The organism is Amycolatopsis sp. YIM 10, assembly GCF_009429145.1.
In the GTDB taxonomy this organism is placed as follows: Bacteria; Actinomycetota; Actinomycetes; order Mycobacteriales; family Pseudonocardiaceae; genus Amycolatopsis.
Map to the genome: position 1 here is coordinate 1,515,036 of NZ_CP045480.1, position 25,377 is coordinate 1,540,412.

The 25,377-nt window shown below is 71.0% G+C and carries 25 protein-coding genes; 22 read left to right on the forward strand and 3 right to left on the reverse strand.

The window, feature by feature from the left end; all coding sequences use genetic code 11:
* Positions 1 to 94: 94 nt before the first annotated feature.
* Both YIM_RS07460 and YIM_RS07465 read left to right on the forward strand, forming a co-directional pair.
* Positions 95 to 1,444, forward strand: coding sequence for an MFS transporter (locus tag YIM_RS07460; RefSeq protein WP_153036841.1), 1,350 nt, complete (start codon positions 95 to 97; stop codon positions 1,442 to 1,444).
* A 116-nt stretch (positions 1,445 to 1,560) separates the two neighbouring features.
* Positions 1,561 to 2,733 (forward strand): GGDEF domain-containing protein, encoded by a 1,173-nt coding sequence (locus tag YIM_RS07465; RefSeq protein WP_194240070.1) that lies wholly within the window; start codon positions 1,561 to 1,563, stop codon positions 2,731 to 2,733.
* Here the strand turns inward: YIM_RS07465 and YIM_RS48525 are convergent.
* Positions 2,730 to 3,134 (reverse strand): helix-turn-helix domain-containing protein, encoded by a 405-nt coding sequence (locus YIM_RS48525; protein ID WP_194240071.1) that lies wholly within the window; start codon positions 3,132 to 3,134, stop codon positions 2,730 to 2,732. The genes YIM_RS07465 and YIM_RS48525 overlap by 4 nt on opposite strands.
* A 269-nt stretch (positions 3,135 to 3,403) precedes the next feature.
* On the opposite strand from YIM_RS48525, the gene YIM_RS07475 reads away from it, so the two are divergent.
* On the forward strand, positions 3,404 to 5,659 hold the full coding sequence (locus tag YIM_RS07475; protein ID WP_153029632.1) for a tetratricopeptide repeat protein: 2,256 nt from the start codon (positions 3,404 to 3,406) through the stop codon (positions 5,657 to 5,659).
* A gap of 405 nt (positions 5,660 to 6,064) precedes the next feature.
* The gene (locus tag YIM_RS07480; RefSeq protein ID WP_153029633.1) at positions 6,065 to 6,406 is read left to right on the forward strand and encodes a DUF6355 family natural product biosynthesis protein; all 342 of its coding nucleotides are present in this window, start codon (positions 6,065 to 6,067) and stop codon (positions 6,404 to 6,406) included.
* 229 nt (positions 6,407 to 6,635) lie between these two features.
* On the opposite strand, the gene YIM_RS07485 is transcribed toward YIM_RS07480, so the two are convergent.
* Positions 6,636 to 7,289 carry a prepilin peptidase gene (locus tag YIM_RS07485; protein ID WP_153029634.1) on the reverse strand — a complete coding sequence of 218 codons (654 nt, stop codon included), beginning with the start codon at positions 7,287 to 7,289 and terminating at the stop codon, positions 6,636 to 6,638.
* A gap of 36 nt (positions 7,290 to 7,325) precedes the next feature.
* Here YIM_RS07485 and YIM_RS49005 point away from each other — a divergent pair, with 36 nt between their 5' ends.
* The 11 genes from YIM_RS49005 (at position 7,326) to YIM_RS07540 (ending at position 16,346) form a co-directional block, all read left to right on the forward strand.
* Positions 7,326 to 8,075: a hypothetical protein gene (locus YIM_RS49005; protein WP_228004605.1), complete on the forward strand. Its 750-nt coding sequence runs from the start codon at positions 7,326 to 7,328 to the stop codon at positions 8,073 to 8,075.
* A gap of 362 nt (positions 8,076 to 8,437) precedes the next feature.
* The gene (locus YIM_RS49010; RefSeq protein ID WP_228004606.1) at positions 8,438 to 9,079 is read left to right on the forward strand and encodes a hypothetical protein; all 642 of its coding nucleotides are present in this window, start codon (positions 8,438 to 8,440) and stop codon (positions 9,077 to 9,079) included.
* Positions 9,080 to 9,200: 121 nt separating this feature from the next.
* Complete coding sequence (locus YIM_RS07500) at positions 9,201 to 9,920, forward strand: hypothetical protein (protein ID WP_228004607.1); 720 nt, start codon at positions 9,201 to 9,203, stop codon at positions 9,918 to 9,920.
* Positions 9,920 to 10,849 (forward strand): carbon monoxide dehydrogenase maturation protein, encoded by a 930-nt coding sequence (locus YIM_RS07505; RefSeq protein ID WP_153029636.1) that lies wholly within the window; start codon positions 9,920 to 9,922, stop codon positions 10,847 to 10,849. The genes YIM_RS07500 and YIM_RS07505 overlap by 1 nt, the downstream gene beginning before the upstream one ends.
* The gene (locus tag YIM_RS07510; RefSeq protein WP_153029637.1) at positions 10,846 to 12,222 is read left to right on the forward strand and encodes a CpaF family protein; all 1,377 of its coding nucleotides are present in this window, start codon (positions 10,846 to 10,848) and stop codon (positions 12,220 to 12,222) included. Before YIM_RS07505 ends, YIM_RS07510 begins: the two co-directional genes overlap by 4 nt.
* A complete protein-coding gene (locus YIM_RS07515) occupies positions 12,219 to 13,151 on the forward strand; it encodes a type II secretion system F family protein (protein WP_153029638.1) in 933 nt (310 codons plus the stop codon). Before YIM_RS07510 ends, YIM_RS07515 begins: the two co-directional genes overlap by 4 nt.
* The gene (locus YIM_RS07520) at positions 13,148 to 14,041 is read left to right on the forward strand and encodes a type II secretion system F family protein (RefSeq protein ID WP_153029639.1); all 894 of its coding nucleotides are present in this window, start codon (positions 13,148 to 13,150) and stop codon (positions 14,039 to 14,041) included. Before YIM_RS07515 ends, YIM_RS07520 begins: the two co-directional genes overlap by 4 nt.
* Before the next feature lie 186 nt (positions 14,042 to 14,227).
* Entirely contained in the window at positions 14,228 to 14,416 is a 189-nt protein-coding gene (locus YIM_RS49960; RefSeq protein ID WP_153036844.1) for a hypothetical protein, read from the forward strand.
* A 2-nt stretch (positions 14,417 to 14,418) separates the two neighbouring features.
* Positions 14,419 to 14,859, forward strand: a complete 441-nt coding sequence (locus YIM_RS07530; protein WP_153029640.1) for a TadE/TadG family type IV pilus assembly protein — start codon at positions 14,419 to 14,421, stop codon at positions 14,857 to 14,859.
* A gap of 78 nt (positions 14,860 to 14,937) precedes the next feature.
* Positions 14,938 to 15,879, forward strand: a complete 942-nt coding sequence (locus tag YIM_RS07535; RefSeq protein ID WP_153029641.1) for a hypothetical protein — start codon at positions 14,938 to 14,940, stop codon at positions 15,877 to 15,879.
* Positions 15,876 to 16,346, forward strand: coding sequence for a TadE/TadG family type IV pilus assembly protein (locus YIM_RS07540; RefSeq protein WP_153029642.1), 471 nt, complete (start codon positions 15,876 to 15,878; stop codon positions 16,344 to 16,346). The genes YIM_RS07535 and YIM_RS07540 overlap by 4 nt, the downstream gene beginning before the upstream one ends.
* Before the next feature lie 8 nt (positions 16,347 to 16,354).
* Here the strand turns inward: YIM_RS07540 and YIM_RS07545 are convergent, their stop codons facing one another.
* Entirely contained in the window at positions 16,355 to 16,900 is a 546-nt protein-coding gene (locus YIM_RS07545; protein WP_153029643.1) for a hypothetical protein, read from the reverse strand.
* Positions 16,901 to 16,984: 84 nt separating this feature from the next.
* Between YIM_RS07545 and YIM_RS07550 the strand changes: the two genes are divergently transcribed.
* From YIM_RS07550 to YIM_RS07575, 7 genes are all read left to right on the forward strand, one after another.
* Positions 16,985 to 17,374, forward strand: a complete 390-nt coding sequence (locus YIM_RS07550; RefSeq protein ID WP_153029644.1) for a hypothetical protein — start codon at positions 16,985 to 16,987, stop codon at positions 17,372 to 17,374.
* 40 nt (positions 17,375 to 17,414) lie between these two features.
* Positions 17,415 to 17,843, forward strand: a complete 429-nt coding sequence (locus tag YIM_RS07555) for a hypothetical protein (protein ID WP_153029645.1) — start codon at positions 17,415 to 17,417, stop codon at positions 17,841 to 17,843.
* Positions 17,843 to 20,797 (forward strand): BTAD domain-containing putative transcriptional regulator, encoded by a 2,955-nt coding sequence (locus tag YIM_RS49825; RefSeq protein WP_153029646.1) that lies wholly within the window; start codon positions 17,843 to 17,845, stop codon positions 20,795 to 20,797. Before YIM_RS07555 ends, YIM_RS49825 begins: the two co-directional genes overlap by 1 nt.
* 944 nt (positions 20,798 to 21,741) lie before the next feature.
* Positions 21,742 to 21,906, forward strand: a complete 165-nt coding sequence (locus YIM_RS48530) for a hypothetical protein (protein ID WP_194240072.1) — start codon at positions 21,742 to 21,744, stop codon at positions 21,904 to 21,906.
* 32 nt (positions 21,907 to 21,938) lie between these two features.
* Positions 21,939 to 22,262: a hypothetical protein gene (locus tag YIM_RS07565; protein ID WP_153029647.1), complete on the forward strand. Its 324-nt coding sequence runs from the start codon at positions 21,939 to 21,941 to the stop codon at positions 22,260 to 22,262.
* Between the two features lie 78 nt (positions 22,263 to 22,340).
* Positions 22,341 to 23,504: an AAA family ATPase gene (locus YIM_RS07570; RefSeq protein WP_153029648.1), complete on the forward strand. Its 1,164-nt coding sequence runs from the start codon at positions 22,341 to 22,343 to the stop codon at positions 23,502 to 23,504.
* 49 nt (positions 23,505 to 23,553) lie between these two features.
* On the forward strand, positions 23,554 to 25,320 hold the full coding sequence (locus YIM_RS07575; RefSeq protein WP_153029649.1) for a hypothetical protein: 1,767 nt from the start codon (positions 23,554 to 23,556) through the stop codon (positions 25,318 to 25,320).
* Positions 25,321 to 25,377: the final 57 nt, after the last annotated feature.

Below are 25,377 nucleotides of genomic sequence, written 5' to 3' on the forward strand. Positions count from 1 at the left end.
CTGTGCGGGCATACGGTGATTGGTCCGAGCGTATGAGGCCATCCAGGTGATTTGCCGATGGTTCGCCTGTGGCAGGGGAGGGCCGGTGGCGGTGATGGGAAAGGCAGGGGTTTTCGACTCGTTGCGTGTGGGCGAGTTTCGCGCGTTGTGGGCGGCTGAGGCGATTTCGGTGCTGGGCGATCAGCTCGCGCGGGTCGCTTTGTCGGTCTTGGTGTACGAGCGCACTGCCTCGGCGGTGCTGACCGCTCTGACCTACGCGTTGACCTTCGTGCCTACTGTCCTGGGCGGCGTGCTGCTGTCCGGTTTTGCGGATCGTTTTCCGCGACGAGCGGTGATGATCGTCTCGGATGTTCTGCGGGCCCTGCTCGCGGCGGCGATGGCGATCCCTGGGGTGCCGTTGCCGGTGCTGTGGGGGCTTATCGCTGTCCTGACGGCTAGTGCCGCGCCGTTCAAGGCTGCTCAGCTGGCCCTGATCCCGACGATGTTGAGCGCCGATCTGTATCAGGCAGGGCTGGCCGCCCGCCAGATGAGCGTGCAGGTGGTGCAGGTCGCCGGATTCGGCGCGGGCGGTGTGCTGGTCGCCCTGCTGGGACCGAGCGGCGTGCTGGCCGTCAACGCGGTGACCTTCACACTGAGCGCCCTGCTGATCGTCATCGGCGTTCGCAGCCGCCCCGCGGCGCGCTCGCAGGACGCAGGAGGACAACCTGGCCGGACACGGGGCCTGGATCCGCGCCTGATCATGCCGTTCGTGCTGGGTGGCTTGGTCGGCTTGTTCGTAGTCCCCGAGGGTCTGGCGGCGCCTTACTCGGAGACGATCGGAGCAGGGGCCGCCGCGGTCGGGCTGCTGATGGCCGCCGACCCGGTCGGCAGTGTGATCGGCGCCTGGTGGGCCGCGCGGACAAGAACCGAAGCCCCGGTACGCCGCGAGCGGATCTTGTGGCCTGTCGTACTCGCGGCGGTGCCGCTGCTGGCCTGCGCGGTCGTGTCCAACCTTGCTGCGGTGGTGCTGCTGTGGGCGATCTCGGGAGTGTTCTCCACGCTGTACTTGATCCGGCTGCAGCCGATGATCGTCGCGGTAGTGCCCGACGCCCGCCGCGGCGCGGTACTCGGCCGGTTCAGCACGTGCGTGTACGCGGGGCAGGGTGTGGCGATCCTGCTCGGCGGCGTGCTCGCCGAACGGACGGGGCCGCCGGGCGCCGTCGCGGCGGCGGGCAGTCTCGCGCTCGTGGTGGCCGTCGGTGCCGTGGCGTGGTGGAGGCCGGAGCGTTCTCGCCGGGCGAGAACCGGCGAGAACGCCCCGGCCACTGGCCATGGTGACCGGCGGTCAGACCTCCTTGTTACGCATAGCAACGGCCTCCTCCCCGAACGTCCGTCGGCTGGAGGTGCCGGTGGCCCGGAAGCGGCGAGATCCCGGCCGGGCGACCTCCGTCAGGAACAGAAGTGAGGGCCAGTATGAAGGGCATAAGCCCACCTGGGCACGGGCGATCACCGAACGGCCGCCCAGGTTGGCCTGTATGGTCGCACTCCGTCGCGAGCAAGCTACTTGTGGTAGCAGTCGAAGTGGTCGCGGCCGCCTTCGTGGTGGGTAGCGTCTTCCTCTTCCGGGTCACATCGTCTGACCTGGTCTTATGTGCTGTTCTCGCGGCTTGTGGCCTGCTGGCCGGTGAGGTGTCCCGCCAGGTCGAGCGTCGGCGCCGATACTTCGCGGACACGCCCCACGTGAACTTCTCGTCGGTCTGGACCCTCGGCGCGGCTCTCGTGCTACCGCCGGTTCTGGCCGCGGCCGTCGCCGTTGTGCTCTACGCGCACTTGTGGTGGCGCAGCGACCCAAGCGGCGGCTACGTCTCGCGATTCGCGTTCAACGTCTCCAACGTCATCGTCTCCTGCAGCGTCACCGCCTGGGTCGCCCGGGAACTCGGTGCGCTACCACTCGACACCATTCTCACACTGCGCGAAGTCGTAGCGATCGGGCTGCTCATCGCCGTGTACTTCATGGTCAACTCGGCCGTCGCCGCGGCGACGATCGCGCTCGTGCGCACCGACCGCAGCGCGCGCCAGCTGCTGGGCTCGTTCAACGAGAACATCCTCGAGGTCGCGACGCTGTGCATGGGCATGCTCGCCGCGCTGCTGCTGGCCTGGCACCCGGCGCTGGTGACGTTGCTGTTCGTGCCGGTCTACGCCCTGCACCGCACCGTCCTGCTCCGCCAGTTCGAGCACGCCGCCACCATCGACGCCAAGACCGGCCTGCTCAACGCCACTGCATGGACCACCCTCGCGCAAGCAGCGCTCGACCGCGCGCAGCGCCACCAGCAACCGGTCGGCATCCTCATGATCGATCTCGACCACTTCCGGCGGGTCAACAACAGCTGCGGGCACCAGGCCGGCGACGCCGCGCTGGCGGCCGTCGCTCTCGCCATCCGTACCGCAGTGCGCGGCGGCGGGGACCGGCTCTGCGGTCGCTTCGGCGGCGAGGAATTCGTCGTCACCCTGCCCGGAGCATCCACCGCCGAGGTCGAGCGGATCGCCGACGCCATCCGCACGGCGATCAACACCGTCAACGTGGGCGATATCGACGCCCTGGACGGCTGGACCGGCACGCTCAGCGCCTCGATCGGCGGCGCGATCTATCCCACCGCGGGCCAGACCCTGGACGAGGTCTTGCTTGCTGCCGACCTCGCGCTGTTCGCCGCCAAAGACGCCGGTCGCAACCGCGTGTGCGTGAAGACGTCTTAGTCCGCGCGCTCAGCGGCCCGGGCCGCCGTGAGCCGCTCGCGATGCTGCTGCGCCCAGCTCACCAGCGGCCGCAGAGAAGCGATGAGGGTCTGCCCGCTGACGGTGAGCCCGTACCAGACGCTGGACCCGACCTGGTTGGCGTCCTCGGCGAAGCGGTGCACCAACCCGTTCTCCCGCGCGCGCTGCAAGGTGCTCAGCAAGACCTTGTCCGCGACCGGTTTCGGGTGCGAGGCCCAGCCCATGCGCTCCTCGGCCTGGTTGATCTCGTCGCGAAGATCGGAATACCGGCGATCGCCCAGCGCCAGCGTGGCCAGGACCGCGACAGTCCAGTGCCCGTGGAGCACCGCGAGCGCCTCGTGCAGCGTCTTCCGGTACGGAACATCCCAGTCGTCCTCGGCCACCAAACCTGAGTAGCACGCCACAGCCACCTGCCGCCCAGCGTGCGACGAGTCGTAGACCGATCGAGTGATGATCACCCGACTGACCCCGGCGTAAGCCGCGACTTTCCTTGCGGTAAGTCGGCCGTGACCAGCTACAAAAGCCATACCTGGACGTTCGTCGGCCAGGAACAGAAGAAGTGAACGAGATCCCGGCCGGCCCGGTGCTGGAGGCGAGACCACCCGGGCCGGCCGGATCCCCACCAACCCACGCAGCGCAGTCCGGGGGCCTCATGCGCACCATCAACGCCTTCGCCGCGGCGGTCGAGCGACTGCGGCTGCGAGAGCCACGGAAGCTCAGCCTGGCCGAGGTGGCTCAGGCCAGCGATGTCAGCGCGAGCTACCTGTCCAAGCTGCTGCACGGGCACCGCCGGCTCGTGCCCGACGTAGTACAGCGGATCGACGACACGCTGCACGCCGGGGGCGAACTCGTCCGCATCGCGAACGAGCAGCGCGAGACCAGCACGCCACCCCGGCCCATGCAACTCCCACCCGGCCCGGCGTCCTGGATTGGGCGCAGCGAGGAGCTCCACGCCCTCGACACCGCGCTGATCCCGCACGACACGAGCACCGGCTCGCCGACCACCATCGTGGTCGAGGGCGGGCCGTGGACCGGTAAAACCGCACTGGTCCTGCATTGGACCGCGCGCGTGCAGCGCCGCTTCCCGGGAGGATGCCTGTTCGCGGACCTGCGCGGGTTGGCCGCCGGCCAACCCGTCGCGCCCGAGGACATCCTGGACGTCTTCCTGCGCGCGCTGGGCGCGACGCACCGCGACTGTGCGCAGCCCGTGGCGGACAAGATCAGCCACTACCGATCCCTGCTCGCCGCCCAGCCCGCCTTGATCGTCCTCGACAACGTGGCCGACTACGACCAGGTGCGCGATCTGCTGCCCGGTGGCGGCAGCGTGACCGTCCTGACCAGCCGCGAGCACCAGGCCAGCCTCGTGCTGCACACCGGAGCCACGGTGCTGCAGGTTCCTCCTCTTGCCCACGACGACGCCCAACTCCTGCTGGCTCAGCGCCTGGGCCACGCCAGGATCGCCGCCGATCCCGCGGCCACCGACCGGATCATCCGCGGCTGCGCGAATCTGCCCGCCGCCCTGCTGATCGCAGCCGAACGCCTCACCCGCAACCAGTTCACCACCCTGACCGGCCTCGCCAACGCCCTGGAGACCGACGCCCTGGACACGCTCAGCTCGAGCGACCCGGCGCTGAACGCCCACCACGCCCTGGCGGTGTCCTACCTGGCCTTGCCCGGCCCCGCCCGGAGAATTCTGCGGCTGCTGGGCAGCAGCCCCGTCCACCACACCAGCCCTGAAGCCACCGCCGCCTACGCCGACATCGACCTCCCGGCCGCCGGCAACGCCCTGCGCACGCTGCGCGAGGCGCATCTGCTCGAGGACGCCCCCTCCGGCCGCTTACGGATAAACGCTGTGGTTCGTGCCTACGCCGCCTACCGAGGCGCGCTCGAGGAACCACCGGCCCAGCTCGATCTGGCTCGCGAGCGCTTGCTCGCCTGGTACGCCGATACCGCCTGGGCTGCCAGCGACGCCCTCGCCCCGGGCTGGGCAGGCCGGCGAAGCGCAGTCACCAGCGGCGCTCGCACCGAGATCGACGCTGGCTTCAACCCCGGCAGCGCCCTGGCCTGGCTCGAGGCCGAGGTCCCCGCCGCACTCGACCTCGCCCGGCAGGCTCAACGCGGCCTCACCGGAGATGCCGGCTGGCACGTGCCCGCGGCGATGCTGCCCTACGCCTACCTCACCAAACACCACTCCGCCTGGCTCGCGCTGGCCACCGAAGGTCTCCGTGCCGCGCAGACCCTGAACAGCACACCGGGTATCGCCGTGTCGGCGCTCAGCCTCGGGCTCGCCCTGAGCGACCTCGGCCACCTCGACGACGGACTGCGCCACCTGACGACCGCGGCCCAGCACTACGCCCGCGCCGGCGACAATCTCGGCAGCGCCTGGGCCAGCATCGCCCTCACCGCACACCACCACTCCGCGCGCCCTCTCGATGATCCACGGCGGGCCTACCAGTGCGCGGAAGCAGTATTCGCTCACAACGGCGCCGCTGTCGGTGTCGTCGTCGCGCAGATCCTGCTCGCCGGCGCACATCAAGACCGCGGTGATGGCGCTCGTGCTCACGCCATCGCGCAGCAGGCAGTCCGGGCCGCGAGCGAACTCGAGAGCCAGCCCCTGTCCATGCTGGCGCGACACCGCCTCGGACGAATCCTTACCGCCCAAGGCCGTCACCATGCCGCCCTTGCCGTGATTGACGCCGCGCCACTGCCGCAGGCGCCGGTCAGCGCCACGACTTGGCCTGCGGTGGAAATGCTGACCGCACGCGGCGACACGCTCGCGGCCATGCACGAAAATCGCGCGGCCGGAGACGCCTACCAGCAGGCAGCCGACCTCCTGGCAGCAACAAGCGACCCCAGTGAAATGCGTGTCCGCGCTCAAGCGATCACATTTAAAACCCTTATCGCCTGACAAGTGTCGATCAAATACGGAGCAGTCCGGTAGAGGTGTCCGGAATCTGAGTCAAGAAGTCGCGTCAACACCATCGGCGATGCCCGAATGTCCCCTCGCTATGTGCATTTCATCCGGGACAATGCCAGTCGGTGGGGTCTCGGCGGTTACCTGTCTTCGATTCAGCTCTTGTTGGAGTCCTTGGCGTCGCCGTGCAGGTGGGTTGTTGATGGACGGAAATGTACTGAACATCATTGTCATCTTGACAGGTTTGACACAGGTTTTCCGGAAAATAGCACAACTTTGTGTTGATTAAACGATCGCACTCGGCCGGTGTGCAGGCTCAGAATTGAGTTAGTTCAGCGATCGCGCCGACAAGAAAGTGTCGCGATCCGCCAAGTCTCCCTTTATGGACAGGAGAATCCCATGGCATTCACTCGCTGGGTCGGCAGAACCACGACGAGCGCGCTCCTGCTCGGCGCAGGGTTGCTGCTGTCCCACGCAGCCAGCGCGGCGACCCCCGTCACCGCGGCGCCGCAAACGCCGCTCAGCGTCGACGAACGCTGCGGGTACCTCGGCGGAGGCCGCTACCACCACTGCGACGGAGGCTCCCGCACCAACGTCATGCTCGACGTCGAAGACCTCTGGGGTGGCATCACGCACGTCTGCGTCCGCCCCGGCATCACCGACCTGCAGCCCTACCTCACCTACCGGGTCGCCGGCGCGTGGTGGAACGGCGGCGTCGGCTGCATCCCGGGCCGCCACTAGCCCTGCCCGTACGGCTGGGCATACCTCATTACCGGAACTACGGCGCCAGGGCCGCCTCCCTGACCTGGCGTCTCACGAGGGTGGCGGGCGCTCGCGCCCCCCAACGGCGCCCGCCACCCACCCTGCATCCCGGCCCGTCACCCCGGCCACCACCGGGTGTTCGTCCGGCGCGAACGGAGAAAAGACCATGAGCCTGCGCATCGATCTGGGACCGGCCACCGCTGCCCTGTCACCCACTGGTCACGAGCACCAGCAGCGCCCCAGCGAACAAGCACGGCCCGAAAGGCACCACCACCTTGTCGGCCTGGCTCCCGAACCGGAGCTCGCGGCGCAGGGCGAGCACCAGCAGCAACGCCAGAGCCAGAGCGACCACCAAGGCCCAGGCGACCTGTGGCCAGCCCGCCCACGCGGTGACCGCGCCGACCACAGCCGCCGCGTTCACGTCCCCGGCACCAACCCCGCCCGACGAGACCACGGCCAGCACCAGGAACAGACCGGCGGCGGCGACCGCCGCACCCAAAACCCGCAGCCCGGGCGAGAAGTCACCGCGAACCACACACAGAACCGCGAAACCTGCCAGCACGCCAGCCAGCTGAGGCAACACCAGCGCGCGGGGCAGCCGGTGCTCACACCAATCGATCACCGACAGCGGAACAGCCAGCACAGCGACGACACCGTACACAGCCAACTCGCCCCGCGGCCCGACGCGCCAGGCCAGCGCACCCAGCACAGCAGCGGTCATCACCGCGCCGAGCCACCACGAACCGGCCAGCGCACGGTCGTGCCGCAGGAACCGGCGCGTCAGCGCGCTCGCCCCAGCGCCGAACACCGCCCCCGTCACCACGGCACCGGCACACCACCAGCCACTCGCTGTGAACTGCACGCCTCCTCCGGCCTGTACGTCGTTCTTGCCGCCATCGTGCCCGCAAGCGGACAGATCTGGCTGGTGCTCAACCCAACGAGTGAACTTCCCGCCAAGACCGCCGGCCTGCTCACCGGCTCCGCGAAGGTCAGATTCGAGGCGAACTCGCCGCCGGGCCAGACCGCGGTGTGGCTCGCTCACGCTGACCAGCGAATGTCGACGAACCGGGGGACCGTGATGACCCACCACCGCAACATCCGCCTCGCCCTGACCGCCCTCACCACCGTGACCGGACTCGGCCTGAGCGCCTGCAGTTCAGACAACAGCGCGCTCCCGGTCTCCTCGACGTCGGCACCACTGCCCGCACCCAGCACCACAGCCGCCCAGCCCGCTGACATCGCCAAGGAGAAAGCCATCGCCGCCTACCTGGGCATGTGGAGCGACATGGCGGCCGCGGCAACGACCTCGGACTGGCAATCACCGAAATTGGTCCAGAACGCGACAGCTGAAGCGCTCTCGAAAATCTCACGCGGCTTGTATGCCGACCACTACAACGGACTTGTCACCAAAGGGAAGCCGGAGAACGCCCCCACGGTCGAATCCATAGAGCCTGCCGAGAATCCGACCACAGTGAACATTGTGGACTGCGGTGACGACAGCCGGTGGATCAAGTACCGCGCCGACAACGGCCAGCCGGCCAACGACGGCCTGGGAGGACGACGGCACATCAACGCCATGGTGAAAAAGGCCGTTGACGGCTCCTGGAAGGTTACCGACTTCGCGATTCAGGACGTAGGAACATGCTAAAAAGAACGAGCACAAGCACCGGCTTCGCCTTCGCTCTGCTCCTCGGTGCTACGACACCGGCACTAGCCAACGGCTGGGGCAGCGTCGACTGCAGCAGCGATGCCGCACCTTACTGCGACCTCGGCGCGGGGCGCGGCGGAACCCCCGCGCCCCGACCAGGCCCAGCACCAAAACCTGGTGCGCCGAAAGCGCAACCGGGGGAGCCGGGTACGGCCGCGCCACTGCCCGGCGACCGGATTGTCGGCAGCGGCGGCAGCAGCGCTAACTGCTCGTATGTGCGCAGTGATTACCAGCCGCCGTCGAGTGGTGTACAGACGATCGGTTTCCACCCACGCCGCTCGGGCGCGGGCGGGGTGCAGTTCGTGGCGCTGGCCGGCCCGCGGTCTCACAACGTGGTGCTGGCGCAAGCCTCTGGCGAGGGCGGTGCGTGGTACGTCTACCAGTGCACGGGCCAAGGAATGCGTGACGGGCTCTACCGAGCGCCGGTGTGGATTCCCGATGCCCAGGCACCTGATGCCGCGCCGCTTCCCTCGCCGGAGGAGTTGGCCGAGCAAGCTCGGGCGCAGTTGCGGTTGCCGAGTCCGGTGATCGCATCGAGCCCGGCTGGGACGCAACTGGTGCGGTTGCCGACGTGGCTGTGGCTGGACCGCGCGATGTGGCAGCCGCGGTCGGCGACGGCGTCGGTTCCCGGGGTGTCGGTCACCGCCACGGCGACCCCGGCCTCGGTGTCCTGGGCGATGGGTGATGGCACCACCGTGACCTGCGCCGGACCGGGCACACCGTTTCCGGGTAACGGGGCCCCGCAGGCGGCGTCCCCGGATTGCGGCCACACCTACCCACGGTCCTCTGCCGGTGCGCCAGGCGAGCGGTTTCCTGCCACGGCCACGGTGTCGTGGCGGATCACCTGGTCGGGTGCCGGAGCCTCGGGCGCTTTCCCGGACATGACCACCAGCACGGCGGCTTCCTTCCGGGTCGCCGAAGCCCAAGCCCTCGGCACCGGATAGCCCTGAACAACTTCCCCGACAAAATCAGTCGTACCCCTTTCCTTTCCTGACCGCGTATTCGCGGCGGCGCTTGCTCCGAACGAGTACGTGGTGCGGGCGAGCTATGCCTGGAGGTCTTCTCGTGACCGGCACCGACACCCCCGCACGCGGCCACAACGCGACCGGCGCCCCACAGCCGGGGGCGTGGCTGGATCGTTCCGGCTCCCCCTCGACGTCGGCTCCGCGCCGCGGCCGACCGCGCCGGTTGCCGCACCTGGTGGCGGGCGTGCTGCTGGTCGTGCTGTGCGTCGGGGGCACGGTGTGGTGGACCACCAGCACGCGGGACCGGGTTCCGGTGCTGGCGCTGGCGAAGCCGGTGACGGTCGGGCACATGCTGACGCAGGCCGATCTGCGCGGCCTCGACGTCTCGGCCGCGCCAGGTGTGGCCGTGATTCCGGCCGATCAGGCTGCCGGCGTGGTGGGGCGGCCGATGGCGACCACCCTCGGCGCCGGCGCGCTCCTGACCCCGGATTCGGTGGGTGTGGCCGTGATCCCGGCGGCGGGCCGGGCCGTGGTCGCGGTGGGAGTCAAACCGGGGCAGTTCCCGCCCGAACTCGCCGCCGGGTCCCCGGTGACCGTCGTGGTCACTGCCCCCACCACGACGGGCACCACGTCGACCACCACGCAAGGCCAAGGGCCAGGAACCGCGTGGCGCGCCACAGTCGTCGGTGTGTCCCCGGCGGGAACGGACCAGACGACCGTGGTGTCGCTGGACCTTGACGCCGGGAGCGCGTCGCAACTGGCGCAGGTCCCGGCCGGGCAGCTCGCGCTGGTGATGCAACCGGCGGGCGGTGGCCGCTGATGCTGATCGCCTTGTGCTCGGTGAAAGGCTCGCCGGGAGTGACCACGGTGGCCGTGGCCCTGGCCGTGAAATGGCCGCAGGCCGAGAGCACCCGTCGTCTGGTCGCCGAGGTCGATCCGGCCGGGGGTGATCTGGCGATGCGGTTTGGCCTGCCGGTCACACCAGGGCTGGTCAGCCTCGCCGCCGCCGCGCGCCGCACCCATGATCCCGCCGTGGCCTGGGGACACACCCAGCCGTTGCTCAGCGATGTCCGCGTCCTGCTCGCCCCACCTGGTGGTACGCACGCCCGCGCCGCGCTGTCGACCCTGGCCACCGCGCCGGGCGGGCCGCTGCTGCCCGCCGTGGCCCGCGACCCGGCCGTGGTGGTGCTGGCCGATTGCGGGCGCGTTGACCCCGGCTCCCCGGCCGAGGTGATCGCACGCCGCGCCGATGCTCTGGTCCTGGTGACCGGCACACTGGGCGACGACCTCGCCCACACCGCGGCGCGCCTGGGCGAGCTGGCCCGCTGGACCCCGAGGCCGGGCCTCCTGCTCACTGGAGACGGTTACCCGACCGCCGATGTCGAGCGGGAGCTGGGCATACCCGCGATCGGCCGCTTCCCGCACGACCCGGCCGCTGCCGCCACCTTGAGCGGACACCGGCCTCCACCGGGCCGCCGCGGTAGCGGCGGACTCGCCCACCAGGCCGCTGTCCTCGCCCGGACGCTGGCCGGGCCCGCCTCCCCGGTCGCGTCGCCGTCGGCGAACGCGCCGGGCTCGGTGCCGGGCGTGCCTGCCCAGCAGGTGCGCCATCAGCCGGGCGGCGCGGCCATCACCCCACCCAGGCCCGGGCCGCACCTGCTGCTCCCGGCACAGCCGTCACCGCAGGTCAGCGATCCGCTGAGCAACGGCCATCAGCCCAGTGTCGCGGGGAAGGAGCCATCCGAATGACACGCACCGACCACCCGGCAGCCTCCATCGCGACTGGCGGCCCGGGCGAATCCGAGCAGCGGTTGCGCGCCCGGCTTCGGCAGGCGCTGAGCACGGACTTGCCCGGCCGGGTCGAAGCCGCCACCCGCACCGGCGGCGGGCCGTTGAGCCTGGCTCGTCGCCGCGAGATCGGCCGCGAGGTCCTCGATACCGCGGTCGCCACCCACAGCGAGGCCGAACTCCTCGCCGGACGCGCCCTGGTCGATTCCGCTGCCGAGCAGCGGGTTGTGGAGCAGATCCTCGATGAGGCGTTCGGCCTCGGCGGGCTGCAGCCGTTGCTGGCCGATCCGTCAGTGGAGACGATCGCGGTCAACCGCTACGACCGGGTCTTCGTCCAGTACAGCAACGGCCGCCGCGCCCAGGTCGCCCCCGCGGCCTCGTCCAACGAGGAACTCACCGACCTGATCCGCACTCTCGCGGCCCGCGCCGGCTCCGAGGAGCGCCGGTTCGACCGCGGCAGCCCCGCGCTCAACCTGCAACTGCCCGGCGGCGAGCGGCTCTTCGCGGTGCTCGGCCTGACCGCGGGCGGGGTGACCGCGTGCACGATCCGCCGGCACGGCTACCTCACCGCCACCCTCGCCCAGTTGCGCCGCCGCGGCACCCTCGACGTCGGCCTGGAGCGCTTCCTGCGCGCGCTGGTCCGGGCCCGCAAGAACCTGCTCATCACCGGCGGCACCGGCGCCGGGAAAACCACGCTCCTGCGGGGCCTGGCCGCGGAGATGGATCCCCTGGAACGCGTCGTCACCGTCGAGGACGCCTTCGAACTCGGCCTCGGGCTGGACCCGCAGCTGCACGCCGATGTCACCGCCCTGCAGGCCCGCGAACCCAACGTCGAGGGCGAGGGCGCGATCGACCAAGCCGAACTCGTGCGCTGGGGGCTGCGCATGTCCCCGGACCGCGTGATCGTCGGCGAGATCCGCGGCGCCGAAGTCATCCCGATGTGCAACGCCATGTCCCAGGGCAACGACGGCTCCATGGCCACCTTGCACGCGAGCAGTTCGAAGATCGCGTTCACCCGGCTCGCCTCCTACGCCGCGCAGGGCCCGGAACGGTTGCCGCTGGAAGCCACCGCCTTGCTGGTCGCGAGCGCGGTGCATTTCGTGGTGCACCTCGACCGTGCCGCCGATCGCACGACGCGCGTGATCGCCTCTATTCGCGAGGTGGTCGATGCCGAGGCCGGGTCGGTGGTCTCCAACGAGGTTTACCGCCGAGGTCCGGACCGCCGCGCCGTGCCGGTGGCCGGGGCGTTGCGCGCGGACACCCTCGACGATCTCGTCGCCGCCGGATTCGACCCGGACCTGCTGGCCCGCCCGGAGGGCTGGTGGACGCCATGAGCCTCGACACCACCACGATTCTCGCTGCCGCGCTCGGGTTGGGGGCCGCCGTCGGCGCGCTGCTGGTCGTGGCCGCCTGGCGCCAGCCCGCGGCGGTGTTGCCGCCCTCGCGTCCTCGCACGTGGGCTCGCGCCGCGCGCGGCCAGGCCGGCGACCGGCGTGTGCTGCTGCGCCTGGTCGTGGCGGTCGGCGCGGGCGTGCCGACCGGGGCCGTGACCGGGTGGATCGTCGGCACGGTGCTGGCCGCAGCGGCGGTGTGGTTCCTTCCCCGGCTGGTCGGCCCGGACCGCGCCCACCGGCGGCGGGTCGCACGGATCGAGGCGATCGCGTCGTGGACGGAGATGCTGCGCGACGTCCTGTCCGCCGCGGCGGGGCTCGAGCAAGCCATCCTCACCACCGCCCCGCTCGCGCCCGCGGCGATCCGCAGCGAGGTCGCCACACTGGCCGCGAGGCTGGAAAGCGGGCAGCGCCTGGCGCCGGCGCTGCGGGCGCTGGCCCGCGAGCTGGACGACCCCACCGCGGACCTCGTCCTCGCCGCCCTCGTCCTCGCCGCCGAGCACCAGGCTCGCCAGCTCGGCGACCTGCTCGGCTCTCTGGCCACCACCGCCCGCGAGCAGGCCGCGATGCGCATGCGCGTGGAAACCGGCCGCGCCCGGACCCGGACCTCGGTGCGGGTCATCGTCGCCACCACCCTCGCCTTCGCCGCCGGGGTCGTGCTGTTCAACCGCGCCTACCTCGACGTCTACAACACCGCCACCGGCCAGCTCGTCCTGCTGGGCATCGGCGGCCTGTTCGCCGGAGGGTTCGCCTGGCTCGCCCAGATCGCCACCAGCGGCGGACAGCCGCGGGTACTCGCGCTCGACGCCCCGGACCTGACAAGGACGCCTGACGGCGACGCCGCGAGGGCTGGCGGAGGTGAACGCTCATGATCCCCGCCCTGCTGTTCGGCGCCGGGGCCGGAGCCGGTCTGTGGCTGCTGCTGACCTGGGCCCTGCCACCGGCACCAGCACTCAGCGACCGGCTCGCCCAGCTCAGCTCGCAGCCACCGGCCACACCGATCCTCCGCGCGGCGGACGCCGCCTGGGTCCGCAGTTGGGGCCGGATATTCGTCCCCGGTCTCCGCATGCTCGGGCTGCCCGGCGCGACGATCGAGGCCGATCTGCGGGTCACCGGCCGCGGCGTCGATACCCACCTGGCGTCGAAAGCCCTGCTCGCCGTGGCCGGGTTGCTGGCGCCGTGGCTGCTGCACGCCCTGCTCGCCGTGGGCGGGTTCTCGCTCGGGGTCGAAGTGCCTCTGCTGACCGGGCTCATGATCGCCGCCGTCGGCTTCCTGACCCCGGATCTCGACGTCCGGGCCAAGGCCACCCGACTGCGGCGCGAGTTCCGCGACGTTCTCTCCGCGTTCCTCGACCTGGTGTGGATCACCCTGGCCGGGGGTGCCGGGGTCGAGGCCGCCCTCGGCGACGCCGCAGCCGTCGGAAACGGTCCGGCCTTCGCCAAGATCCGCTGCGCCCTGCACGCCGCACAACTGACCCGCACCACCCCGTGGAACACGCTGCGCCAACTCGGCGAGGAACTCGACATCGCCGAACTGTCCGAACTCGCCGCCTCGATCTCGCTGGCAGGCACCGAAGGCGCCCGGGTGCGTGCATCGCTGGCCGCGAAAGCTCAAGCCCTGCGGACCCACCAGGTCACCGACGCCGAAGCCGACGCCCAGGCCGCCACCGAACGCATGGCACTGCCGGTCACGTTGCTATTCCTCGGCTTCCTCGGATTCATCGCCTACCCCGCGGTAATCCAAGTCCTCAACGGACTCTAGGAGGTTTACGAGTTCACGATTTCAGCATCTGTGTTCGTCGATCCAAGAGGAGGCATCGCTGCGATGCGCAAACTTCAGTTTTCCCAGCCACGGCACCAGCGGCAAGCCCGTTCGGCACCATGCTCCGCCCGCAATAAAGAATGGTTCGCAGGCCAGGAAACAGAAAGTTCCGCTGCGGCCCCGTACATCCGCACGCTCTGGGAACTCATCCGCGCTCGCGTCACCTTGCTGCGTCTCGAGCCGGAGCGCGGCGAGATCACCACCACCGTCATCGTCACCGCCCTGATGGCCATCGCCGCGATCGCCATCATCGCGATCATCGTGGCGAAACTGACCGCCAAGGCCAACTCGATCGACCTCGGCCTGGGCGGCTGACGATGCCCACCCGAGCAGCCCGCGATCGTGCCGGCGCGTTGGCCGAGCGTGTCCGGCGCGCGCTTCGGGGAGACCGCGGCGAGGTCACCGTGGAGCTGGTGATCGCGACCCCGTTGTTGCTGCTGGCGTTGCTAGCGATCATCCAGTTCGCCGTGTGGTCGCACGCCACCCACGTCGCCCAGGCCGCCGCGTCCCAGGCCCTGGCCGCCGCCCGCACCCAAGACGGCACCGCCAGCGCCGGGCACACCGCCGGACTGCGCCTGCTCGACGACCTCGCCGCCGGGCCCCTGCGCGATCCCCACCTCACCGTGTCCCGCGGCGCGACCGCGGTGTCGGTGAGTATCCGCGGCGAGGCCACCGCGGTCCTGCCCGGCGTGCACCTGCACGTGCACGCCGAAGCCTCCGGAGAGGTCGAACGTTTCGTGCCGGACACAGCGTCTTAGTTCCTTGCCACAGCGGCGATCACGGCGACCAGCCGAAAGGAAACCCTGATGACACAACACAACTCGGCGGATGTCGTGATGCCAGTGCGGGCTGCGACGTTTCCGGACGGGCCGGATTCGATGCTGCTCAACCCAGACATCACCGAGTCGCAGTGGCGTGGTGAGCGAGTCCGCGCCGGCCTCCGACCGCGGATTGTCCTCACCGGACTCGCCGGTTCTGCCCTGGTCGTACTCGCGGTGGTGGCCGGCGCCGCGGTCGTCGCGCTCGGCGTGGGAATCCTCGCGGCGAGCGCGAGTGTGTTCGCCGGCTGCTACCACGCCGCTCGCGTGCTCACCGATCACCGTCATCCACCTGACCGCCCCTGCCGCCTCGATCGCGCGCCGGGTGCGTTCTTCTTCCGCAGCCGTGATTTCACCGACCTCGGTACCGCCGGCCACGCGGTCCGGGCCCTGATCGCCGGCGTGGACGAACTGCACCGCAGCCCGGCCCGGGCGTGGATCGATCCGGGTGTGCCGCGTGAGGTGCATCAGGTGGTGTGGCAGGTGTTGTGCTGCCTGGACCGCACCCGTGCCGCCCGGAGCTTGGCCGGCGACCTCGCCGCCGACCCCGACAGTGAGGTCGGCGAGCTGGCCGCTGCGGCACGCGAGGCGGTGGAGGTGATCGACGACGCCCTGGACGAGGTCGTGCGGCACGTGCACGGCTGCCTCGTGCTGACCCGGGCCTGGGAGGCGAAACTGCGCCACGGCGAACTCGCCACCCGCACCGAGCGCACCCTCGCCGACCTGCCCAGCCCCAGCGAGGTCCGGTGGCTGTCCGAGGCCGCGGAAGCGTTGCCTCAGAGCGTGTTCGCCTACATCACCGCCGCCCGTGACATCACCGGCGCGGGAGCGTTCCCGTGGGAACAGCCGCCCTCGTCGTGGTCACGGCTTCGCCGCATCCTGCTCCGCGGGCTCAGCCGCGGCGCATCCTCCGGGAGAGCGCTGGCGCGGCGCACCCGGTCAGGGGAGGGGCTGTCGTGACCGGGCGCGGGCCGAGGGCGAGCGCGGCGTGGTGGCGGCGGTGGTGGGCCGCCGAGCGCGGCTCGGTGACCGCCGAGGTCGTTCTCGTGACACCGGTCCTGGTCCTGCTGCTGGTGTTCCTCGCGGTCGTGGTGCACCGGGGCGTCGATGCCCGGCTGCGGCTCGACGACGCCGCGCACCAGGCCGCCCGCGCCGCCACCCTGCACCGCAGCACCCCGGCCGCCACCACCGCCGCCCGCGACACCGCCGGCGCCGCACTCGCCCGTGCCGGACTGGTCTGCCAGGGTGTGGCCACCACGATGTCCGGCTCGCTCGTTCCCTCCGGGACCGTCACCGTGCGGGTGCGCTGCACCGTCGACTTCGGCCAGGCGCTGCTGCTCGGTGTCCCCGGCGGGAAAGCCCTGGAGTCGACCGCCAGCGAAGTCGTCGACACCTACCGGTCCTCGCCTCAGGGCACGGGTGCGTGATGGCCGGCTCAGCGCGCGAATCGGTGCTCCGGGACGCAGGCACGGAGCTGCGCACCGGTCAGCGTCCGATGCTCGAGCAACTCCGCGGCGACACGGCCGATCTCGGTCCAGTGCCGGTCGATCAAGTCTTGCGCGATGCCCACCCACAGGTCGGGCTGGCCCGCGGCGAGGCCGTAGGCGCGGCGGGCCTGCGTGATCACGGCCAGGTCGTCGTGGCCGCCGTGCAGGTAGGCGCCGACGCGGACGTCGCCGGTCGTGATGCCCTCGCGGAGTCGTTCGGTCGCGCTGGTCGTGTCGAGAACATAGCGGGCTTGGGCGAGCGGGTCGGCGTGCGCGACGACCGCCAGCGCGGACAGCTCGACCCGGCGGGGCCGGACCGCGGTGAACCCGACCCGCCCGGCGGTGCGGGGCCGCAGCGTGACGTAGCGCAGCGACCGGCCCTGCAGCAGGTAGACGACCGCGTGCCCGGCCTCGTGCCAGGCGGTCAGGCACTCCTCACCCAACAGGGGCGATTCCTGCGTCTGCGGCGCGGTCACGGCGCTCATTCTGCTCACCGCGTCAGCTCCTCGCGCACCGGCGTCGCCAGCGCGGCGGCGAGGCGCCAGCTGCGGTGGTGGTGGCGGGCTGAGGAAGGCCGGGTGACCGCCTTCGTGCTCGCCCTGCTGATCGGGCTGCTCGCCCTGACCGGGCTGAGCCTGGACGGCGGCCTCGCGCTGGCGAGCAAGGTCCGCGCCGGCGGGCAGGCCGAGTCCGCCGCCCGCGCCGGCGCCCAGGCCCTCGACCTCGCCACCTATCGCGCCAACGGTGCTGTTCGGCTCGATCCGGGGCGGGCACGCGAGCTGGCGCAGCAGTACCTGGCCAGCGTCGGCGCCACCGGCACGGTGCAGGTCGCCGGGGACACCGTGACGGTTGAGGTCACCGCCACGTACCGGACCCAGCTGCTGTCGCTAGTCGGGATCGAGGCGATCCAGACCCACGGGCGGGGCGCCGCCCACCCGCAGCGCGGGGTCACCGGCATCGAGCCCTGACCACGCGCGCTGCACCGATTCGCGGAAGGAGAAGACCGGCATGGTCACCACGCAAGACGAGATCACCCGCCGCCTGAAGGAACGAGACGCCGCCCGCAGCGCGCGCCGCGCGCAGGCGGCCACCACCGTGGGCGAGCTGGCCCGCCGGCACACCGAGCTCGCCGTCCAGCTCGCCGACCTCGAACGCGAGCTCGGCGAGGTTCTGACCGCGGCCGGCGACGTGATCGACGTGCCTGAGCTGGCCCAGATCACCGACGTCCCCGCCGCCGACCTCACCCGCTGGCGCGACCAGGCCGCCAAACCCTCCCGCGGCAGGCGCACACGCCCGAGCGCGAAGAAGAACGGCAGCCTCGGCTCCGGCACCCGGTCGGGCTCCGAGCCGCGTGCCGCGCGTCCTGTGGCACCGGTGCCGCCCGAACCTGAGCCCGTGCGCGCGGGCGGGGTCGCGGTCGGCGCGGCGAGCCCCTGATGCGCGGCCGTACGGCGATCGCGCGTACCACGCGGTTGCTGGGCCGGGCGGGGCGTGGACTGCTCGCGGGCATCCTGCTCACCGCGCTCGTGGCAGGGATTCCTGCGGCGTTGATGCTTGGTGTGGGCTGGCCGTTGCCGGACCGGCTGCCGAGCCTGGACGAGGTCGGTTCGGTGCTGATGGCGCCGATGTCGAGCCGGTTCCTGCTCGACACGCTCGCGTGCCTGGCATGGGGGTTGTGGCTGGTCTTCGTGATCGACGTCGCCGCCTGCGCGGCCGAGGTGGCCCGGGGCGCCCGGTGGCCGGAACTGCGACGGCACACGGGCCCGGTGCGGCGCGTGGCGGCCGGGCTCGTCGGCGCCCTGCTGATCGCCGTGCTGGGCCGCACCGCCACCGCCGCACCCATCACCCCCGCTGACGCGGCCCGTCCTGTCGGCCACACCCAGGTCGTCGCGACCGCACCCGCCGCGGCCACTCCGGTCACCAGCGAGCGCACCTCGCCGTCCCCGCGCCCGGCCGAACCCGGGACCGAGCGAGTCCGGCCACCGGAGAACGGGGTGCACGACTCCCTGTGGCGGATCGCGCAGCGCTGCCTCGGCGACGGGGATCGCTGGCCCGAGATCTGGGCCCTCAACCAGGGCAGCACCCAGCCCGGCGGACGGACCCTGATCAACCCACACCGAATCCACCCCGGCGACACCCTCCGCATCCCGGCCGATCAGCTATCCGACCCGCCCGCGCCAGCACCCGAGGAATCCACGCCGTCGCCGTCGCCTCCCGCCGCTCAACCACTATCCCCAGCGCCGCCGAGCACGTCCATGTCGCCGCCCTCGGCGCCGGCCTCGGCCACCGCACCAACCGCGCGACCCGCTCACCACGCGGCAGGCGAACTGCCCGCGGGCGCGGTGACCTGGGGCGGCGGCGAGGTGTTCGTCAGCCTCGGTCTGGCCGCGGCGGTTAGTGCCCTGCTCGTGCTCGCGCGACGGCGCCGCCACGCGCGCTACCGGCCCGGCAGCGGCCGGCGCGGCGATGACCTGCCCGTCGCGCCGGTGGTCTACCAGCTGCGCCTGGCCCACCTGCGCACTCAGCGCCACGACGACGACCTCGAACTGGACACCGAGCCCGACGACGCGGCCACCTGCGAGGCGCATCATCACGAACCCGCCGGTTCCGCCTCGCCACCACGATCACGCACCGGCACGCCGGAGCGCGCGGACACCGCGAGCGACACCCGGCTGCGGGTTCTCACACCCCGCACCCGCCGGGTGATCGGCACAGCCGCGTCCACCGGCCGCCCCGCCGGGCCGGAGACGCCCCCGTCCGTAGTCGACATCGCGCTCGACGCGACTACTCCCACCACCGGCGGTGAGACCGCCGCGTCTGTGGCAGGCCACGGGAGCCAGGTCGCCCTCGACCTGGCCCGCGCGCACGGCCTCGGCCTGGTCGGGCCCGGTGGCTACGCCGCGGCCCGCGCCCTGCTGCTCACCCTCCTCACCACCCCTGCGGACCCGCCGGCGCCGAGAGTGCTCATTCCCGCCGCGGACCTGGGGCGCCTGCTCGGCGTGCCCTGCCCGGCCACCGCCACGCCGGAGGCGATCACCGTCGTGGCCGATCTGGGTACCGCCCTGGCCGACCTCGACACCCCAGCGCACCGGCCCGCCGTTCTGATCACGGCCCCGCCCCGCGAACCGGACCGGCAGGCGCAGCTGCAGCAGATGCTCGACAACCACGCCCAGCACGGGCTCGCCGCGCTGCTGCTGGGGCAATGGCGCCCCGGAGTGACCGCCTACGTCACCGCCTCCGGGGTCATCTCCGCGACCGACCCCGGGCTCGGCGAACCGCTGCGCGGCACCCGCGCCTTCACCCTGCCCGAGACCGCGACCCGCGCCCTGCTCGACCTCCTGCGCACCGCGCATCCGCACCACGACGACGGCGAGAGCGAGGACGCCGGCCCTCACAGCATCACCCCCGCACCGCAGGCAGCGACGCCACTGCACGCAGCCACCCCGCCCTCACACGAGAACACCGGAGGCGGCCCGGACCGCCTGGAGATCACCGCGGAAGCCCCGGCACCGGAACCAGCCGGGCACAGTGACCCTGGCGGCCCGCCGCGCCCAGTGCGGGCGAACACCGCCCCGGGGACACCGGCGCCGCTGGCGCTGACGGTCTTCGGCGCCCCGGCCCTGCACTGGCGCCCCACCCCGGCACGACCCGAGATCGAACCGCGCGATCTGTCCGGCGCACTGAGCAGCCGCCCGGTCGAACTGCTGGTGTTTCTCGCCGTGCACCCCAGTGGAGTGTCGCGGAACGGGATTGTGGACGCCCTGTGGCCCGACGAACCGCCTCGCAATCCCGCCAGCGTGCTGCGCACCGTCCTGTCCCGGATCCGCCGCGCCCTCGATCACGCGACCGGCGGTGCCGTCGGCGAGCTCGTGCTGGCCGAGCACGGCCAGTACCGGCTCGACCCGGCCGTGGTGGAGGTGGACTACTGGGCCTTCGCCGACGCGGTCACCCGCCGCCGCACCACAACCGCGCCCGAGCAGCGCACTGACGCCTACGAGGCCATCGTGGCGCACTACGGCGGCCCCTTGGCCGAGGGCCTGGACGCCGAGTGGCTCGTCGCCGCCCGGGAAGCGACCCGCCGCGACGCCCTCGACGCCGTGGCCGCGCTCGCCCGCGCCCGCGTCGAGGCCGACCCGGACTACACCCTGGATCTGCTGGAAACCGCGCGCGCGTTCGACCCGCACAACGAGCTTCTCTACCGCGACATCATGCGCCTGCAACACACACTCGGCCGGCACGACGCCATCTCCCGCACCCTGACCCTCCTGCGCACCCGCCTGACCGAAGTCGACACCACACCCACCGCGGACACCATCGACCTCGCCCAGCGGCTGCGCGCCCGCGACACCGGGATCCCGGTCGACGAATTCTCCCGAACCACGGCTCCATGAATGGACGCACCGAGGGTTCCCGGACGCGCATGCCAGGCACGGCGATCGAGGTGCGATTCTCGTGCCGTCGAGGCAATTGTGCGGAACAGCGAAATACCTCGATTTCGCGCCGCGAACTCGTGTGCGCCGATGCTAGCGTCGACCGTGGTAGTGCAACTGTCGAGGCCGAAGAAAAAGACATCTGTGGACGTGTTCTCGTATTCCGAGACAATGCCGAAGACATTTCGCGCCGAGTGCTGGGCGCGACATCCACGCGCCGCGAAGACAGTCTTCGGCGACCGTCGTGACCGCCACGGCCGAATCGAGAACGGTATTCCGGGCGGTCCACCTCGCGCCTCCGCGTCGCTACCCGCTGCCGCGTTCGCGCACCTCGGCGACGCGGACGGTGACTGCCAACCGCGGGGCCACCGACCCGGCCTATCAGCCTCGTCCTCCGGTATCCACCTAAGGTGGATCCCCCCGTGTCAGCCATCTCCGCAGGTCACACCCCCTGCAAGGGGATCCACCGGTATCCCAGACTCGCTTGACACCAAGCAGGTGAACACATCAGGCCCGGCGCCGATGTCACGCGGCCCCGTCATCGTTTCACCACTGCTCACCACGGCATCTCAACTCACCTCCCCCTATGGCGACCTTCCATTCAAGTTAATAAAAATAATTATGCTTATCCGCGGCTCGATATGTGGCCGGCGTTCTCATTTCTGGGCGGCCTGCAATTGTCTGACCTGCGCAAACGTTCGTGCGGAATTGTGGCAGCTGCACCGAAAATGCGGCCAAAATTTCCCGAAATTCACCCCGGAAAACTATTGCGCGGCGCCCGGGGGTCGGGTTACGTTTGTTGTGTCACCGGGAAAACCGGAAACGAAACCGAAACCAGCTACCGCCCCGGGTGCGAATCAGTTCCACCGGGAAGCCGGAAACACCATTCACGAACGGGGACCGCTATGTGCTACGCCGACACCACCACCAACACCGACGGCACCGCCACCGCGTTTTGCTACTGCGGGTGGGTCGAAGAACACGCCACCCCCGACGCCGCCGACAACGCCGCCGAAACCCACCAGCGCAACGCCGACGCCGCCGAAACCGAACCCGCCGCCACCCACTGACCCGCACAACCCAGCCACCGAAAGGGCACGCCATGAACCACAACGCCAACGACACCCGCGCCGTGTGCGTGGTCGACCCCACCGCCGACCCCGCGCAACTGCCCGACATCGTGGTGCGGCAATCCGTGGAAAACGGTTGCACCGTCACGGGTTTGGTGATCGACCCCGCCGACCGTCAACACATGATGTACGGCACGGTCACCCGCGCCGACGGCACGTTCGCCGGAAGCTACTACCCCGCCGACCCCGTGCGCGGTGACCGCTGGCGGGTGGTAACCCCCGACGGGAAGCACTACGACGCCCACGACGAATACCACGCGGTCCACGCATTGATCAACGGTTTCGGCCGTAGCTAAACCACGCCACCGCAAGGAAACCCGACCGCACCCCGGTCCCCGCCCCGCCGACCGAACCACGCGAAAGGACCCGACACCATGACCACGCCAGTCACGATTCCGGCCACGGGCAGCACGCCCGCCGCCCCGGGCGCGGCACACCGACTGCGCAACGGCGAACTTCGCCGCATGGTGGCCGAACAACTCGCCCACGACCCCACCGCCGCACTCACCCCCGGTGCCATCGCGGCCAAACTCGGCGGGAAGTCGTCCGGCGCGGTCGGCAACGCGCTGGCGACACTGGAAGCGCGCGGGGAAGCCAAAAAAGTCGGCGTCAACCCGGTTACCTACCGTGCGACCGACACAACCGCCGACGCCGCCAAAGTCACCACGGTCGCCCCGCGCGGCACCACGCCCGCCGCGCCGTCGAAACCCGCCGCCCCGCCCGCCCCGCCCGCGTTGGTGACCGGTCCCGTACGCCGCCCGAACGGGCAGATGTACCACCCGCGCAAACTGTCCGGACTGTCGGATGTGACCGCGCTACGGCGGTTGCGGGACGCGGGGGTGTCCGCGCTCATGTACGGCCCGCCCGGCACCGGGAAAACGTCGGTGGTGGAAGCCGCGTTCCCGGACATCGTGACCCTGCAAGGGGATTCCGACACGGTCACCGACGATTTCGTCGGCTCCTACACCCAGACCCCGGACGGGCGTTACGAATTCACCTACGGGCCGCTGGTGACCGCGATGCGTGAGGGGTGCGCCCTGTTCATCGACGACGCCACGCTCATACCGCCGACCGTGCTCGCGGTGGTCTACCCCGCGATGGACGGACGCCGCCAAATCTTGATCAAAACCCACAAAAACGAGGTGGTCGACGCCGCCCCCGGGTTCTACGTCGTGGCCGGACACAACCCCGGGGTGCACGGCGCGGTGCTCACCGACGCGCTCTCGTCACGGTTTTCCGCGCAGATCCACGTGTCCACCGACTACGACCTCGCCACCCAGCTCAACATCGACCCGAAAGCGGTGCGCGTGGCGCGGAATCTGGCCCAACGGCAGGGCAAGGGTGAGATCGGTTGGGCGCCGCAGCTGCGGGAACTGATCGCGTTCAACCGGATAGCCGACGTGCTGGGCACCCTCGCGGCCGCCGGGAACCTGGTCGGCATCGCACCCGAAGAGGACCGGGCCGTGGTCGCCGAAGCCGTGTGCAACGTGTTCGGCGCGAATGTCGCCCCGTTGTCGCTGGGGTCACAGTTCGCCTAGCCCACGACCACCGTACCGCCCGCGCGACCGTCCGGAAAGGACACATGCCATGAGCATTCACGTAGCCGCAGCCACCGCCGCTCCCACCGCGATTTTCCCGACCACTCCCGGATGGCTTGCCCTGTCCGCCGCGTTCGGCGACGAGACACCCGCCATCGCCGACTGTGACAACCTGGTCGTCACGGTCGCCCCGGGCGCTGGCCACGGGTCCCCGGCATGCTACTTCCCCGACAAGTCCACCATCGAGGTCGACGGCGTCCACCTCGACACCGGGGTCGACCCCGCCACGGTCGCCCCGCACCGGGTCGGGGACCGCAAGCGCTACCGCACCGCATGGGGACTGCTGACCCACGAATGCGGCCACGCCAAACACTCCGTGTGGCACGCGCCCCAAGGCGCGCCCCTGGGCGCGGTCGCGGCGGCGGACCTGCTGGAAGAGTCCCGCATGGAAGCGGCACAGGTGCGCCGCCGCCCGGGTGACCGATACTGGCTGCGCGCCAGCACTACCAACCTCATCCTCGCCGATACCCGCGCCAACGACCCCACCGCAGCACCGCGGATGACCCCCCAGGACGCCGCCCGCAGTGCCGCGCTGGTGCTGGCACGAGTGGACGGCGGCATCCTCAACCGCAGCGAAGTCGCCCGCGTCGAGCGCGTGGTGCGCGACATTCTCGGCACCGACACACTCGCGACACTCCGCCGAATCTGGCGCGCCGCGCACCGCACCGCCGACGACGACGCCCAGCGCATGATCGACCTCGGGCGCCAATGGTGCGAAGCGATCGGCACCGACCCGGACGAACCACCCGACACCCCCGACCCCAACACCACGAACCAGAACGGGGCGGGGAACAAGATGCCGTCGCGGTCGCCGCTGGCGAACGCGATCACCAACGCCGTCGCAGCGATCGGTAGCGCGGTCATCACCGAACCCGCGCCCACCGACCCCATCACCCAAGCCATGGACGCGCGTGCCGCCGACGACAAGGCACGCCAACGGGCACAGGACTCCGCGAAGGAGGTCTTCAGCGGTACGGGCACCGGGTACAACCCGACCGCCCGTCACATCCTCGGCACCCGCGCGCCGAACGCGACCGAATACAGCGCCGCGCGGCACCTCGCCCGCGCGCTGACCACCGCCGGACATCGCGACCGCATCGCCACCAAAACCCGCTCGGCAGTGCCCCCGGGGCGGTTGCGGATGCGCGGCGCGATGACCGTCGACGCCCAGCGCGCGGCGGGCGCGATCCCCACCGCCGAACCCTTCACCCGCACCAGCCGCAACGTCGTGCCAGCCCCGCCGCTACGGCTCGGCATCATCTGTGACGTCACCGATTCCATGAAGGCCTTCACCGCTCCCGTGGCCTCGGCGGCCTGGATCCTCGCTCACGCCGCCCGCTACACCACCGTGCCCACCACCACCGCGACCGTGACCTTCGGCGCGGGCATCGTCACCGCGATCACCCGCCCCGGTGTCACACCTCCGAAGGTGACCGAATTCGGCACCGCCATGTGCGGGCACGTCATCGACACCGCGATCAACGCCCTCGACGGTGCCCTCGACCTGTCCCGCCCGACCGCCGCGCGACTGCTGGTGATCATCTCCGACGGCCAATTCGAGGACACCACCCGGATACCGGGCCAGAAAATGCTCGACCGGTTGCGCGAGAGCGGGTGCGCGGTGCTGTGGCTGGAACCCGACAAGAGAGGCACCGAACCGATGAACGGCGCCACCGTGCACACCCTCACCGACCCGGCCGCCACCGCCCGCGCCATCGGGAAAGCCGCCACCGCCGCCCTGCGAGCCACCCGCTGAACCCCATCCGGGGGCGGGCCCACCCCGCCCCCGGGTGACCAAAAAGAACCGACACCA

What these genes read in the sequence shown, in the direction of transcription:
- YIM_RS07535 (WP_153029641.1), top strand. Translation starts at nt 14,938, where the DNA reads ATGCCAGTGCGGGCTGCGACGTTTCCGGACGGGCCGGATTCGATGCTG.
- YIM_RS07570 (WP_153029648.1), top strand. Translation starts at nt 22,341, where the DNA reads ATGACCACGCCAGTCACGATTCCGGCCACGGGCAGCACGCCCGCCGCC.
- YIM_RS48530 (WP_194240072.1), top strand. Translation starts at nt 21,742, where the DNA reads ATGTGCTACGCCGACACCACCACCAACACCGACGGCACCGCCACCGCG.
- YIM_RS07510 (WP_153029637.1), top strand. Translation starts at nt 10,846, where the DNA reads ATGACACGCACCGACCACCCGGCAGCCTCCATCGCGACTGGCGGCCCG.
- YIM_RS49825 (WP_153029646.1), top strand. Translation starts at nt 17,843, where the DNA reads ATGCGCGGCCGTACGGCGATCGCGCGTACCACGCGGTTGCTGGGCCGG.
- YIM_RS07555 (WP_153029645.1), top strand. Translation starts at nt 17,415, where the DNA reads ATGGTCACCACGCAAGACGAGATCACCCGCCGCCTGAAGGAACGAGAC.
- YIM_RS07505 (WP_153029636.1), top strand. Translation starts at nt 9,920, where the DNA reads ATGCTGATCGCCTTGTGCTCGGTGAAAGGCTCGCCGGGAGTGACCACG.
- YIM_RS07475 (WP_153029632.1), top strand. Translation starts at nt 3,404, where the DNA reads ATGCGCACCATCAACGCCTTCGCCGCGGCGGTCGAGCGACTGCGGCTG.
- YIM_RS07530 (WP_153029640.1), top strand. Translation starts at nt 14,419, where the DNA reads ATGCCCACCCGAGCAGCCCGCGATCGTGCCGGCGCGTTGGCCGAGCGT.
- YIM_RS07520 (WP_153029639.1), top strand. Translation starts at nt 13,148, where the DNA reads ATGATCCCCGCCCTGCTGTTCGGCGCCGGGGCCGGAGCCGGTCTGTGG.
- YIM_RS07575 (WP_153029649.1), top strand. Translation starts at nt 23,554, where the DNA reads ATGAGCATTCACGTAGCCGCAGCCACCGCCGCTCCCACCGCGATTTTC.
- YIM_RS07515 (WP_153029638.1), top strand. Translation starts at nt 12,219, where the DNA reads ATGAGCCTCGACACCACCACGATTCTCGCTGCCGCGCTCGGGTTGGGG.
- YIM_RS07565 (WP_153029647.1), top strand. Translation starts at nt 21,939, where the DNA reads ATGAACCACAACGCCAACGACACCCGCGCCGTGTGCGTGGTCGACCCC.
- YIM_RS07460 (WP_153036841.1), top strand. Translation starts at nt 95, where the DNA reads ATGGGAAAGGCAGGGGTTTTCGACTCGTTGCGTGTGGGCGAGTTTCGC.
- YIM_RS07480 (WP_153029633.1), top strand. Translation starts at nt 6,065, where the DNA reads ATGGCATTCACTCGCTGGGTCGGCAGAACCACGACGAGCGCGCTCCTG.